Annotated in this window: 13 protein-coding genes; 9 read left to right on the top strand and 4 right to left on the bottom strand. The window is 46.9% G+C overall.

Annotated features, from left to right (window positions below; all coding sequences use genetic code 11):
* Window positions 1–5: 5 nt before the first annotated feature.
* Window positions 6–938 carry a U32 family peptidase gene (locus AB1S56_RS08620; RefSeq protein ID WP_340873477.1) on the bottom strand — a complete coding sequence of 311 codons (933 nt, stop codon included), beginning with the start codon at window positions 936–938 and terminating at the stop codon, window positions 6–8.
* Window positions 939–1,128: 190 nt separating this feature from the next.
* On the opposite strand from AB1S56_RS08620, the gene AB1S56_RS08615 reads away from it, so the two are divergent.
* From AB1S56_RS08615 to AB1S56_RS08590, 6 genes are all read left to right on the top strand, one after another.
* The gene (locus tag AB1S56_RS08615) at window positions 1,129–2,013 is read left to right on the top strand and encodes an AraC family transcriptional regulator (RefSeq protein ID WP_340873479.1); all 885 of its coding nucleotides are present in this window, start codon (window positions 1,129–1,131) and stop codon (window positions 2,011–2,013) included.
* 119 nt (window positions 2,014–2,132) lie between these two features.
* Complete coding sequence (locus AB1S56_RS08610) at window positions 2,133–3,812, top strand: sensor histidine kinase (RefSeq protein WP_340873480.1); 1,680 nt, start codon at window positions 2,133–2,135, stop codon at window positions 3,810–3,812.
* 7 nt (window positions 3,813–3,819) lie between these two features.
* Complete coding sequence (locus tag AB1S56_RS08605) at window positions 3,820–4,593, top strand: response regulator (protein WP_340873483.1); 774 nt, start codon at window positions 3,820–3,822, stop codon at window positions 4,591–4,593.
* Between the two features lie 111 nt (window positions 4,594–4,704).
* Window positions 4,705–6,048 (top strand): extracellular solute-binding protein, encoded by a 1,344-nt coding sequence (locus AB1S56_RS08600; protein WP_340873485.1) that lies wholly within the window; start codon window positions 4,705–4,707, stop codon window positions 6,046–6,048.
* Window positions 6,049–6,088: 40 nt separating this feature from the next.
* Window positions 6,089–6,982 carry a sugar ABC transporter permease gene (locus tag AB1S56_RS08595; protein WP_340873486.1) on the top strand — a complete coding sequence of 298 codons (894 nt, stop codon included), beginning with the start codon at window positions 6,089–6,091 and terminating at the stop codon, window positions 6,980–6,982.
* Window positions 6,983–7,211: 229 nt separating this feature from the next.
* Window positions 7,212–7,844: a carbohydrate ABC transporter permease gene (locus tag AB1S56_RS08590; protein WP_340873488.1), complete on the top strand. Its 633-nt coding sequence runs from the start codon at window positions 7,212–7,214 to the stop codon at window positions 7,842–7,844.
* A 364-nt stretch (window positions 7,845–8,208) separates the two neighbouring features.
* On the opposite strand, the gene AB1S56_RS08585 is transcribed toward AB1S56_RS08590, so the two are convergent.
* On the bottom strand, window positions 8,209–9,417 hold the full coding sequence (locus AB1S56_RS08585) for a hypothetical protein (protein ID WP_367903445.1): 1,209 nt from the start codon (window positions 9,415–9,417) through the stop codon (window positions 8,209–8,211).
* Window positions 9,418–9,578: 161 nt separating this feature from the next.
* Here AB1S56_RS08585 and AB1S56_RS08580 point away from each other — a divergent pair, with 161 nt between their 5' ends.
* From AB1S56_RS08580 to AB1S56_RS08570, 3 genes are all read left to right on the top strand, one after another.
* Entirely contained in the window at window positions 9,579–10,274 is a 696-nt protein-coding gene (locus AB1S56_RS08580) for a response regulator transcription factor (RefSeq protein WP_340873492.1), read from the top strand.
* Window positions 10,258–11,649 (top strand): ATP-binding protein, encoded by a 1,392-nt coding sequence (locus AB1S56_RS08575; protein ID WP_340873494.1) that lies wholly within the window; start codon window positions 10,258–10,260, stop codon window positions 11,647–11,649. Before AB1S56_RS08580 ends, AB1S56_RS08575 begins: the two co-directional genes overlap by 17 nt.
* 246 nt (window positions 11,650–11,895) lie before the next feature.
* Window positions 11,896–12,546, top strand: coding sequence for a transposase (locus AB1S56_RS08570; RefSeq protein ID WP_367903444.1), 651 nt, complete (start codon window positions 11,896–11,898; stop codon window positions 12,544–12,546).
* A 432-nt stretch (window positions 12,547–12,978) separates the two neighbouring features.
* Here the strand turns inward: AB1S56_RS08570 and AB1S56_RS08565 are convergent, their stop codons facing one another.
* Together AB1S56_RS08565 and AB1S56_RS08560 are read right to left on the bottom strand one after the other, a co-directional pair.
* A complete protein-coding gene (locus tag AB1S56_RS08565) occupies window positions 12,979–13,311 on the bottom strand; it encodes a group II intron maturase-specific domain-containing protein (RefSeq protein ID WP_340872805.1) in 333 nt (110 codons plus the stop codon).
* Between the two features lie 172 nt (window positions 13,312–13,483).
* Window positions 13,484–14,482: an AfsA-related hotdog domain-containing protein gene (locus tag AB1S56_RS08560; RefSeq protein ID WP_340872807.1), complete on the bottom strand. Its 999-nt coding sequence runs from the start codon at window positions 14,480–14,482 to the stop codon at window positions 13,484–13,486.
* Window positions 14,483–14,487 lie beyond the last annotated feature (5 nt).

Below are 14,487 nucleotides of genomic sequence, written 5' to 3'. Positions count from 1 at the left end.
TTTGCTTAGGAGATTTGGGGTACCCCTAAACCCTTCGCTCCCCAAGTAGAACCAACTGCTTCAGGATAATACTCCTGAATCATTCGCATGCCGAGCGCCGCGCGATGCACCCTTTCTTGGGCAAGGGATATATTGGTCGCTTCCAGATGTTTGCCCGATGGATAGACATCAGGATGATTGCGAAGCCCGAACTTTATATATACAGGCGACAGAATTCTGATCAACTCCGGAATCTCATAATGGCGAATAAATCCACCGAAGTTATCGGGCACTTCCACATAGAGATCGATTGGGATATCGGTGGCTTCTCGAATGGCTGCAAGTTTCGGCAATGTCAGCGCTGTCGGCACGTTGTAAGTATCAGCTCCAAGCTGTTCCATAAGACGAATCGATACCGGATTCGCAGCCATCATTTGAACGGAACCTTTCACCACGAAGTTTTGCGGCAGTAAACCGGCCAACTTCATTTCTTTGGTAATCAGCAGCAGACCCTCATCGCCGACCAACGCGCCGCGAATACCTAATTTCACAGCCCGCTTCAGATCCTCCATTGCGAATACCAACTGATCCATTCCTTCATGCCGAAGTCCCATTGCTTTGCCTGCAGATGTAAGCGGCTGCGCACTTATATCCCATGTTCCTCGCGGCCCCACAAATAGATTTAACTCCATCCCGCGCTCCTCACACATTCTTCCCATGTCAACAATCTCTTCATCGGTTAACAGCATGATTCCGCTGCCCTGCGAGATTCTATGAATGATGATTCCATAGTGATCCATGGCCTGCAGTGCAGCCTCTAGAGCTCGCGGTCCTTCAACGCTAGGGAGTTCTACTCGATATTGCGCTCCGTCGGGGAATCGCTTCGATGAGGTTGGAAGACTATATAAGTCTCCTTCAGGGAAGCCCAACGATTTGAGAAATTCTTTTGAAGCTCGCATAGAGTCACCTCCATTGGGATATTTTTTCAAGTTCGGCCGATGTTCTCCCTTATATTATATAGGGGCTCATACGATGTTTTTTTTCACAATTCACCGTTTATTTATCTTATCTTACGAAATTCCACTAGCCTGCTGTAGATGGTTTTGTATATAATATTGCTACTTTCTAATCTGAAAGGAGAGTATATTCGTGACACAATTATCCAAGCCATTCCGCCATTCTTATGGATTCCGTTTTCGCGATATCCCCTCCTACGCCGTCTCCATGATACTTGGAGTAGGCTGGGAGAATACCATGTCAGCAGACTATAACTGGAATGGACTTACAAGGGAGAGTCCTTCAATGCTTCTGTTCCAATACACCATATCGGGTACGGGGCGAATAAGAATCGGAGATCAAACCTATACCTTGAATGCTGGGAATGGATTCCTAGTCTGGGTGCCTAGCGACCACCATTACTACTTTCCCGCAGACAGCAGCCACTGGGAATACCTTTATATCTCTCTCACTGGGAATATCCTTCCAATCTATAACGAGCTTGCCGCCAGTCTAGGCTCTATCAGCTCCTTTCCTGCCGATAGCAGCGCCATTCAGTTGCTCCGCAACATATTCGAGATGGCTCGACGACAGCAGATTAAGGACGGCTATATCGCCTCCGCTCTCTCTTATCAATTCCTGACTGAGCTCTCTCGAAGCGCAGTCTATCCTGCATCATCGCAGCAATTTCCGACCGGTATCCAGAGAGCACTGGAGTATATGGAGCTTCATTACGATACTTTAGGCAGTTTGGATGAAATTGCAGAGATTGCTGAAATGTCAAAATACCATTTCTTGAGGGAATTTAGGCGATGCACAGGCATCCCGCCCATTGAATATTTGAACAAACTCCGCATTGAGAAAGCTGTCAATCTACTTCGTACGACAAGCATGAGCTTGCAAGAGATCGCGCAGTCCATCGGGTATTCGAATAGCAACTATTTCTCCAAGGTATTCCGTGGCTGGGTGGGCGTATCGCCTGGTCAATTCCGCCGGGAGCATAGCTTGCTTGCGTCGGATCATCTGTTTCTTCGATAATCGCAAGCTAAACTTCATGAAGGGGGTTGCCTGCCACGCTCACCCGAACTGTAGCTTTACTAGACCGCTTAAACCTAACAACCACGCGTGTCCAAATATCAGGAGCGCTTATTCTAATTATGTTGTTTGGCATTCTGCTCGGCGGTTTCATCGCCTATCGGAATATCGTGCCGATGTTGGATCGGGACGCTCAGTCCTATTCCCGAAATCTAGCAACTCAAATAAACGGACGATTGGAAGCGCTTCTAATCCAAGCCGATACCGTTGCCCTGCAAGCGGTAATGGATAACACGATTCAAGCCGACCTCACCTCCATGTTGTCCGGAGGACAACTGTCGCTCGATCGAAAACTGGATGCAGGTCCCATATTGAATCGGTACATGGCATTTGCTCCTCTCATACAATCCATTGAAATATATAATGGCAACGGTGAACCATACGCTCCCGTCTACAAACTCACGCTCGCTTCACAGCTTTCGAATTTCACATCGTTGTCCACGCAGCTAAGTGAAACGACGGGCAAGCTGTTCTGGCTGGGCTTGGATTCCGCACAACAGAATGAGCTCATCGCGCTGCGCGAAATTATGCTGTTAGATAGCGATGGAACCCCTGGCGGTTATGAGCTCGTGCGCTTGCACGTTTCCGTTCTGAATGAAATTTCAAGAGATGTCTCCGATGACACCATGATTCGCTTATACGACCAGACTGGAAACCTTATTCACGCCAACCACGAAATGAATGGACTTGGTTTGGAGGAGGCTGTTCGCTCCGACCTCATCGACTGGAACGGGCAAAGCTTCCGTGTCGTTCATCACATATCGCATCTGACCGGTTGGACGCTTGCTATCATGATTCCCATTCAAAAAATAAACGAGCCTATTGAGAAGCTGCAATATTCGCTCACGCTTGCCGGCATCATTAGTGTAGGACTCGCAATCCTGTTATCCTATTGGATTTCACTTCCTATAACGAAGTCGATCTATCAAGTTCGTAAAATTATGCAAAAAGCACGTAGAGGCCAACTCACGCCGAACCCCGTCCAATACGTCAACCGGGAAGCCAACGAGTTGAACATGTCCTATAACAAAATGGTTAACGACATCCATCAGTTGATCGAAATTGGCTACCAAAAGGAACTCGCGCAGCATCGGGCGGAAATAAAAACGCTGCATGCCCAGATACATCCCCACTTCTTGTACAACACACTGGAAGCCATCAATTGGATATTACGGGAGCAGGGCCAGAATCAGACGGCCTCTCTAATATTGGATTTATCCGAGCTATTCCGATATTCCATCAGCTCGTCCGAATTCGCGACGCTTGAGCAAGAATTAACACATGTCAAACGGTTTCTTGCTCTCATTCACATGCGAATCGACGAAAAGCTGGATTGGATGGTAGAGGCTTCGCCCAACCTCATGGCCATTGAAATTCCGAAGCTAATCATTCAACCCATCGTTGAGAATGCCGTACAGCACGGGATCGAACCCTCCTTGCATCCCGGAAGCATACGAATTCTAGCAACCGAGATAGACGAATATCTCGATATCATCGTCACTGACACGGGCATTGGATGCACCATAGAGACATTGACATTGCTGCAGAATCTGCTCCTTCAACCGCCGCAGCTCAATGACAGCTTCCAGGGCTCCATGAAGACGGGGATCGGCTTACTCAATGTTCATCGTCGAATTCAAATGCAGTATGGAGACTCATACGGATTGTCGATTGATAGCAGCAAACCGGGCGGTACAACAGTACGTATCCGGCTGCCCAAACCAACCTTCAGAAAGCGGTGATCGGCATATGGAAGCTTTGAAAATAATGGTCGTCGAAGACGAGAAGCTAACACGTAACGGAATTATGAGAACGTTGAAGGATTGGGACGAACATATTTTATGCCAAGCGAGCCCGAATGGTCTTGACGCCATGCAACGCCTGGGGGACTTTGATGCAGATATCATCATCACAGATATCCGAATGCCTGGCATGGACGGATTGGAATTAATCAGGCAATTAAAAGATTCCACGTTTGATCCGGTATGCATCGTGCTAACGGGCTATGCAGACTTCGAGTATGCGAAGGAAGCACTGAGGAACGGCGCCTCCGACTATCTGCTTAAGCCCATCGATCCCGACAAGCTGATCCAGTCTATCGATGAAGCAAGCAAGCTGGTCCATGAAAGAAAAACGATAACCCTGCTGCGTGGTAACCCCAATCTTATGCAATATCTTCAGAGCGAATCGGGCGAGATTCGCAATGAGTGGATTCGCGAAGCACTTGCCTACATGACGAAAAACATGGCGGTAAGCGGCTTAACACTCAAGGAGGTTGCGGACCATGTGCATATGAGTCCCAGTTACTTGAGTGCGTTGTTCAAGCAGGAAGTTGGCACTAATTTCCTTGATTATTTGACTGAAATGCGTATGAAGAAAGCAAGGGAGCTGCTCTTGTTCGGTCCGATGAAGGTTTACGAAATAGCGGAAGCCGTAGGTTATGCCAGCACCAAATACTTTGTCAAAGTATTCCACGACCGTGAAGGCATTACACCCAAACGTTTTCGCGATCAGAACCAATAGCATTCATAAAAATTTGGTATTTTCTCGCAAGGATGCCTCCTTATGTGACCCCTTTAGCAATGCTAGAATGAAAGCGCACTCAAAATTCACGCTTGAAAGGCGGTCACCAAAATGAGACAAAAACGCACCATGCTTGCCGTTACGCTAACCCTCCTGTTAGCACTGCTCTTATCCGCATGCTCCGGCAACGGCTCTAACGGCAACAGTAACGGTACATCTGCTGCATCGAGTAATCCAAGCAAGGAGCCTGTCATGCAAGAGGTCGAAATTACATTTGCGAACTGGATTTCGGTCGAAGATGCCACTAAAGATATTTACAATGACTTAATGGATGAGTTCGAAAAACAAAATCCCGGTATCACTGTCAAATCAATTGGTTATCCCTTCAATCAATACAAGGACCAAGTGCTTGTAAGCTCCGCCGGCGGCAATGCTCCGGACGTTATTATGGCCAATCAGAACTTTACGTCGGCATTCGTTGGAGCCGACATCGCTGCGCCGATGGATGAGCTTCTGGAAGCTTCCTTGATCGATGACATTCTCGAAGGAAGCTTGAAGGGCGTAACATACGGCAATAAAGTAATGGCCATGCCTTGGGCTCCACATCCCAACGCTCTCTTCTGGAATAAAAAACTGTTTGAAAAAGCCGGTCTAGATCCCAACACGCCTCCACAAACATGGGACGAAATGCTGATGATGGCCGACAAAATTGCGAAGCTTGGCCAAGACGAAAAAGGCAATCCGATCTATGGAATAGGTGAGAATACGAAGGATACTTCCTATACAGGTAATATGTTGTATCGTATCGTTCTGTCCTATGGCGGCAAGTTCGTCGATGACGAAGGCAAGGTCGTATTTGACGAAGGTACGGCTCTCAGGGACGCTCTCGCCTACATTCAAACGCTCGTCACGAACAAGACGTCTCCCAAAGGAGCAGAGATTTTTGATTTGCGCGGCATGTTCGGCAACGGCACACTTGGCATGGTGTCCGACGGCGACTTCGGCAGAAGCGTGTTCCGCGGCACTAGCGGCAAGGGCGAAGCGTTCGATGAGGAGTGGGGCGTAACAACGATCCCCGTTAATCAATCTAATCAAAGTGAAACCGTCTTTACCGAGCATCAACTGGTCATTTCCAAAGACGGCAAACAAAAGGATGCCGCTGCAAAGCTTGTGACGTTCCTCGTATCAGAGGATGCGATGAAGATGTACCATGCAGCAAATGGCGTATTGTCTTCCAGGAAATCCATTGCCGCCTTACCGGAAATGAACGAGGACGAATACGCGAAGGTGTTCAACGCGCAGATGGCTACAGCGACAGCGCTTCCGACTCAAAACCCCAAGTTTGACAACGCGATGAAAGAAGCGGCAAGTATGGTTGTTATGGTCTCGGAAGGCTCCACGCCGGAAGAAGCCATAGCCAGGATCATGCCGAAAATCAAGGAATTATATCAATAATGGAGGCTCAACTTGGAAGGGAAAGGATGCGAAAACAGCGATGCAGCTCAAATTGTCCCGCGAACATAAAAACCTGATTTTTGCCGCCATTCTCATTTTACCTGCAATACTATTGCTTATCGTGACCATTGTTATTCCACTATTGCAATCATTCGCGATGAGCCTGCAGGATTATTCTCTGCTTCAGCCGACTTCCTCTTGGAATCAATTCGAGAATTATACATCAATTCTTATGTCATCCGAATTTTATGATGCATTCGGAGTCACACTGCGATATGTCGGAATTGCCGTAGGCATGGAACTGGTGCTTGGTATGATTATTGCGTTGGTACTCAATAGCCGCGTTATCCTGCGCGGCTTTTTCCGAAGCGTACTCATGCTTCCTTGGGCCATACCCACAATTGTAGCTTCGCTCATCTTTATGTGGATGTATCAAACTGATTATGGTGTGTTCAACTACCTACTGAAGAACGCCGGCTTGATCGATGAGAACGTCAATTGGCTGAGCAGCTTTGACTTTGCGCTCGCTGCTATTCTAATCGTAGCGATTTGGAAGCAGACGCCACTTATGACGCTTATGCTTCTGGCGGGCATGCAAAACATATCGCGCAGCTTATACGAAGCAGCTCGCATTGACGGAGCGAACGCCACGCAAGTGTTTTTCAGAATTACACTTCCACTTCTTAAGCCGGTTATCGCAACCGTTACACTTATGTTGATTGTTCAGAATTTTCAGATGTTTACGTTGTTTTTCACACTTACAGGCGGCGGTCCGGTCGATGCCACACAATCCTTAGCCATATTAACCTACGAAACCGCCTTCGAGAAATACGATTTCGGCCGAGGCTCAGCCATCGGCGTCATATGGATGGCCGTATTGTTTATTTTCTCCATTGCCTTCACCAAAATCATGAACAGAGGAAGCGCGCATTAAGGAGGCATATCTCATGAACACCTTTCGTTTGATGTTGAATAAGAGAGCACTTGTTTGGCCCCATCTCCTGCTCGCAGCCATTGTGATCCTCTTTATGTTCCCGATTTATTGGCTGCTCATAACTTCTCTGCAGACAAATAGCGATTTATTTCAACTACCGCCAAATTGGATTCCGTTCAAGCTATCGTTTGAAAGTTACTTGAGCGTTATTGGATCCCCAGAATTTCTTGTGTTCTATAAAAACACGATTATTGTAGCAGGGGGGGCTACGCTGCTAAGCATCTTTGTATCCATCTTTGCCGGGTACGCCTTCTCCCGGGTCAAGTTCCCCGGAAGCAATCTGCTTCTGCTGTTGTTTCTCTCGACGCAGATGTTTCCAGCCGTCACGCTGCTGATCGGCTTATATAGTTTATACAGCTCCCTAAACCTGCTCAACACTCCATGGGTGCTGATTCTCGCCAATACCACCACCGCTCTTCCTTTCTGCATTATGTTGATGAAAACATTCTTTGACGGCATATCCAAGGAGCTGGAGGAAGCCGCGGAGATGGACGGAGCAGGTCGGTTCATGACTTTGTTTCGCGTCATCGTTCCGCTTACGACACCCGGAATTCTATCTGTTTCGATATATACGTTTCTCATTGCTTGGGATGATTTCTTGTTCGGCTTGTCCCTCGTCAGCGAAATGGACATGCGGACGATCAGCCCGGGCCTGGCTTTGAAGTTTATGGGGGAATTCACCTACAACTGGTCAGGAGCATCGGCTGCGGCCGTCGTCGCAACGTTGCCTTTGCTCGTCGCCTTTATGTTCCTTCAACGCTATATGGTGGAAGGACTAACCGCTGGAGGTGTGAAAGAGTAATAAATACCGCCAAGCAACCGATGAAACAAAGAGGAAGAAGGCGCACTCCGAGAGAAGAATGCTCTCTCGGAGTGCCTCCTTCGTTTGTTTTTTGGTTGTTGCAGCCTTCCCACCGTTTGAGTTTTTTGCATTCATTCCGTTATTGCCGCCTGAACAGGCCGCCAACATTGAAACCAGGAGTACAAAAGCAAGCATCAATAACACTGGTTTTTTCCATCAAAAATGTGATGATGTAAGATTCAGGATTTGTTGTTTGGTGAGGTTGACGAATTGTTTGCTGTGCTCATCGCTGTGAACAACATATACACGTAATAGAGAAAGACCGTCTTGTAGTCGATAAACGACAACAGGACGGCCTTTTGCGCTAAGCCTTCACATGTAACTGAATCCATTGGATGATATGCTCCGCAATTTCCTCCTTGTTCCTATCTTGCATCATAAGATGGGTGTTTCCTTTGTACCCAAGATCGGTCAAAGTCATCACTTCCCCATATCCGCCAAGCTCGTTCAACACTTTCGCGGTTTCTATGCAAGACTCGTATCGACCGGTTTGACCTCTGCTCTCAATATAATCGCCATATACGGCAAGATAAGGGACATTGACGAAATGCTGCTCCAAATCAGTCTTGTCGGTCGGCGAGCCCACCGGCTCGATCACGATTAAAGCCTTTACTAACTCTGGACGCTGCCTTACAACCTCGAAGCCGGTAACGCCGCCCATGGAATGCACCATGAGAACGGACGGTCCCGTACGTTCAAGTAGAGCAATCATATTCTGAACCTCGACCGGGTCTGCATTTCTGGAGCTTTGCCCCCCTTGTCCTGCTCCTTCGGCTTGCTCCGTTCCGGCTGGACGTTGGCCTCCTTTAGCCGCTCCTTCCGGTGCCTGTACGTCAGCAGGCGCCCCTATCCTTCTGCCTGCAGGCTGCTGTTCAACTGAACCGCCATCTTTCACTGAGCTTTGCGTCTCCGTTCCTGCGACACCCGAGCTTTTGCTCTCCGAGATTTGAGGTGAGAATGAAGCATACAACTGTTCAATATACTCGACTGGATATTGCGTGTCCGGATACGGTTCATTTGGATTATCTCCGAACCCCCACGTTTTCCATATTTTCGATTCCCCCCATACCGAAAGTGACGGCTGATTTTCGGTGCCGAAAGCGGCAGCGTCCAATCCGGATACCGCAAGATTATGCGTATCTACGGCATAAGTATCGAATCCGGCAGCAGCGAAATCGCTTGTCCAGCCCGCTCTTCCATCTGGTGTCGACGTATAGATATACGCGGATAGTCCTAAACCTGGAAGCATAACGATAGGCGTATTCTGTTCGCCTAATGAAAGTCGGTGAATCATGGATTGTCCCGTATATTGCGCTCCATTGTAAGAGCCACCGACAAAAAAGGTTTCGTTGTGCAGCAGAATTGGCGTTTGCTCATCATATCCATTCTGGTTGGATGACGATGCAACTTGGCTTGGTTCATTACTGCATGCTGCAGAGCTGGCGATTAGAGCTGCAGATATGAAGCCTAGCAGGAGAAGTCTTCTTCCCTTTTTTTGTTCCAATAATTTCATTTCTCTTCATTCCTTTCTCAGATACCTGCATGAAATGCTCAAGTAAGTATATCTCCAAATTGTGATGAAAGAATGGAGAATTCATTAAGCTCTCGGCATTGGACAAGTCATGGCCTCAAATGGAATAATGACTATAGACTTTCATGCGGGAGGCTGTTTGGATGAAGGATAAGCGAGAGATTCTCCTCGTTGAAGACGACCCCTCTATTCTTGAAGCAATCACTATTTTTCTGCAGAAAAAAGAATATACGGTTTACAGTGCCGTTAAAGGCTCGGAGGCCCTGCTGCTGCTCGATATACACACTTCCATTTCTCTTGTTATTGTAGATGTGATGTTGCCCGACATAAGCGGCTTCGCGGTTGTGAAGAAGATTCGAGAGCATTCCAATCTTCCAATCATCATTTTAACTGCCAGAGGACAGGAATGGGACAAGGAGCAAGGGTACCTTGCGGGTACGGACGATTATGTAACCAAACCCTTTTCGCTCAAAGAACTTCATTTCCGGATTGAAGCCTTATTAAGAAGATTCGGCATGAATACGCATTTAACAACCGATCAAGCTATGCTGTCCTATGGAGAGATCTCGATCAACGCGATAACGCGCCAAGTGCTCGTTCGGGGACAATTAATCAGCCTGACGCGCAAGGAGTTTGATTTGTTATATTTGCTTGCCAGCCATCCGAATGTTGTATTCGATCGCATGTCTTTACTGAATCAAGTCTGGAAGGATGATTTGACGATTACGGATAGAACCGTTGATTCACATATCAAGAATTTAAGGAAATCACTTGGCAATGAAAGCTCGCTGATTCGGACGGTTTGGGGGGTTGGGTACGCTTTTGAGTACGTCAAATAAGTTAAAGGGCAACCGACTGTTTTTGAAGCTATGGGGAACGATGGCTCTACTTATCACATGTATCATGGTCCTATTCTTTATCGTTCAAGTGGTTCAACTGGATTATAATTATCGTGTGACCACAGAAAAATATTTACAAAAGGAAATTAACTGGCTCGCAGAACGGATCGACCGGCAATTGGATGTATCCTCCGACATCCTCGCCTTTGAAAGCGAACAATATGGTATCTTTGCTGTTTATGGACCAAACATGGTATTGGAGCGCTCTACCGCTATGAGAAATTTCAGAGTGAAATTCATGCTGGAAACGGCCTTGTCGCAGGGAGCTAGTGAGATTGAGCAACGTGAAGCGTTCATCGTCACCGTTCCCAAGGCGGATAATCCGAGTTCGGTTAAAGCGGTCATTGCAGGACAACCTCTTAATAAAGGAGGCTATGTAATCGCTATCTTGCCACTTTCCTTTTCCCAGCAAATGAACGACATGTTGTCCGGTCAATTAATTGGAATTGGTGTAACGGCTTTACTGTTGGCCACTTTAATCGCTTTTGTTCTTTCCAAAACGCTTGTCAGACCAATTAATGAACTCCAGATTTCTGCAAGCCGCATTGCGGCCGGTCAATTTGGCATTCGCTTATCGTGGAAGAGAAACGACGAGTTAGGCGATTTAGGACGCTCGGTAGAGGCAATGGCCGAGGAGCTTCAGAAGCGGGAGCTGGCGGAGAAGGAATTTTATGCAGCCGTATCTCATGAATTGAATACCCCCATTAGCGCGATATCCGCGTTTAACGAATTATTGGAAGATGAATTGCATGGACAAGAAGAATTAACCGGGTACTGTCGTCAGATCAGCAAGAACACGGATAGACTGCAGCATATGGTCGATGATATGCTCAAGTACTCCAAGTTCAATAGCGGACTGGAAAAAGTCAGAATCAGTGTGTTAAATATCAATACGCTGTTACATGATGTGGTGGATTCCAATCGGCCGTTAGCAACTCAAGGGGAAATCCGCATCATAAAGCAAAACATTGATAACGAGGTTGTTTACAGCGACGAAGAAAAGCTTCGGACCATTATTTCTAATTTGCTCAATAATGCTGTAAAACATGGTTCTCATGGAAGTGAAGTTTTGATTCGGGTAAAGGGTACATCAGGAGGAATTACGATAGAGGTTTCCAATCGAGGTCAGATCTCCAATGAAGATCTTTCATTTGTTTTCGAACGATTTTATAAGAGTAAAAGCTCTATTTCCGGAAGCGGACTAGGTCTTGCCATTTGCAAATCACTTTTTCACTTACTCCAATTGCCTTACGGTGTTCGCAGCGAAGAAGGCTGGGTAAGATTTTGGTTTGATCTCCCCAGCCCGCCACGTTAATTATAATTCTAGCTCCTCAATTGAACATATCGATGAAATAGAGCCGCCATTCCGGTCGTGAGTGAGCCAGGCCTCCGGCGAAAATGATCCACCCCTCCGGTAAGTGGAGCCACCTGTTTGGAGGTAGCTCTAGATGATACCCATAGCAATCATCCGTTTGCTAAATGCCTGCCATTCCTTTGTTGGCTCAAGGACTCTTCTACAAAAGCTTATAGCTGGTGTATGAATGTGGTTGTATTTTAAGCCGTGCTGCAAAATGGCCTTGAATATCCGCTCTACTACTGCATGTGGCGTAAGGTGGAAGAAGGCGAGCACGGACTCTCCAAGCTTGATTTGGCCAAACAAATGCTACTGATGCTGCGAGAGCATGTCTCGTGTCGCTTATGGATTGCCATGGATCGTTGGTATTTATGCAAAAATTTTTTTGTATTCCTCATGGAGAATAAGTTTGATTGGGTAACCAAAGCGAAACGGAACACGGCTTTGTTCCGAATCGTGAAGGAGCCGGGCCGACGCGACAGGTTTATTCCCGTATCGGCACGCCAATTGATTAAAGAGACGTACAAATCCCTTGTGGCCAAAGGATCCTCCGGTCTGACGGCCATCGCACTAGCTGATATTTATATGAAACTGCCCTATCCCGCCACAGGGCGAAAAGGGCAACCGACTGTGAAACATCGTTTTGTTCCGATTGCCGCTGTTGTCGCCACTCGTTTGAAAGAAGATGAAGAATCGGCCGCAGCAGCCGAGGAGGGCCAAGATTCCCTTGCCACCTACAAGGGCGCCTATTTGATCATTAGCAACCGCCATGATGTTCCTAAACAAGCGCTTGAGGTCTATGGGAAACGCTGGCGTATTGAAGTATTTTTCCGGACGGCCAAGCAAGAACTTGGCTAACGCTGGTCATTATAACAACCTCGCAATATCACAATTTTGGGTTCGACGGTTAACGACCCCGTAGAATTCACGAACGATATTTGCAAATTCATGGTTTAAATACGATGATACGGCGATACAGCGAATCGCTCAGGCGAATATCTATAAGCTAATCGTTGAGGAGGAACGGTTCCTCGCTTAAAAAGACGTTCAGTCCGTGATTGATCCCGATGCGCGATTTAGGCATAAATCCAGTATAAGGAAAACGAAATCATTACCGCCATTGAAGCAAGCGGTACGACCGACGACGGAAAGCAATTCTTGAGAAGTCCAAAAAGCAGGCATTGATGAAGTCACTGAATTAAACATTACCTATCTAGTAAGAGATGGCGGCTAGCCCCCATCTTCTCACACCACCGTACATGCGGGTCCGCATACGGCGGTTCCTAAAGGTTAACAAAGCTTCGGATAACGAGAAAGTAAACTTTTCAGACCTTGTCTCTCCCAGTAGGAGTTGCCAAGGGCTTTATTTGTGACACGGGATATTTCCCAATTTCCAAGTCGTGAGTTCGCCATCATGCAGACCGCTTGTTCGGGAATACCTAGGTTTCGTAGTATCCGGATACTTGTACGAAGTCGTTTACGTATCCATTTGTCCAGTTCTTCGCAGTGTGTTTTAGCTGAAGCAATCCAAAAGTATCCTAGCCATCCCATCAGAAATCGATTTAATGCTACAATTCGCTGTTCCATGGATATGGATTTGGTGCGGCTGGTCAGCTCCCTCATGATGGTAATACAACCCACGAGTTCGGAATAATCTTTTCCGATAAGGTTACAGTTTCTCCTATTGCTTTGTTCGCATTTTCAAAAGTCTTACGTTTCCCAGCATTAGGACAGACGTCATTAATAGATGAATAATTGGGAATGGCTATTTGTTTTATTAATCATTGCAATCCCTCTACCTGAGCTGCATTCTGGTTGATAGTTGGCATTTGGAAACCGTGCGACCCCCTTGCTGGAATAGTATATGGTGTACCATTGCATCTCTTTCACCAGTGAGTAAATCTGGTTTCTCTTCGCATAATGCAAGAGGCAGATCGAGTTCAGCAACGGAAGTGAATTTCGCCTTAAAGGCAAACACCTCTAATTCTTCAGGGCTGACATTCCTCATCTTTGCATCAATGTAAATGGCCAGTTGCCGACTCACTTCAAGCTGCACCATGGCATAAACGTGATCTATTGGATGATCAAACAATACGGGATGTCTTGTGTCCACCCTAGCTATTGCCTGAAATTCTCCTTCAGATGACGTGACAGATTGTAAAGCTACATTATCACGGTTTTGGCGACCCACATCTTTCGGAGATACTTCAGAAGGTAATACGGATCTGGCTTCAATAGTAGTATTCAGATCACGTCCGTTCCGCATGTGAGTATGCATGCGGTGCCAATCAAGCCTATCGATCCAGACCATTTTCATACGTGATTTAGCGACTCGAACTTTCCCCTCGCGGTCCCAAACCGTAAATACCCAAACAAGCGAAGATACTTCACTGCCTCTGCGCTTCATCTCTTCAATTGAGCATTCCACCAACAACTCAATAGGGCGTTTCGATGGTAAACTGCTAACTTCGACTAGCTCTACTTCAAGCTCTTCTAAGAGGAATTGAAAACGGTTTCCTTGCACAGGAATTTCGAACTTTGTGTGTGCAACGACAAAACAAGACTGACGGCACACTTCGGTAATGAGAGCAATATCTGGGGATCTATCTTCAGCCGGGAATTCGCAATAAAGTGAGTGCGCGCGTGGGAGGACAGCACCCAGAATCATCTGATCGCCCACGTGAGCCCAACTTGTAATAAAGACCTCATCGAGTGCGTATTTATGCACGTACTCCTTCGGCACCGTCTGATTAAAACTAGCACAAGAGACTTTGTCAACATGATCTACCAACATATGAT

Source organism: Paenibacillus sp. PL2-23, from assembly GCF_040834005.1.
GTDB lineage: Bacteria > Bacillota > Bacilli > Paenibacillales > Paenibacillaceae > Pristimantibacillus.
The sequence above is the reverse complement of the archived record's forward strand: the minus strand, read 5'-3'. Positions and strand labels throughout refer to the sequence as shown.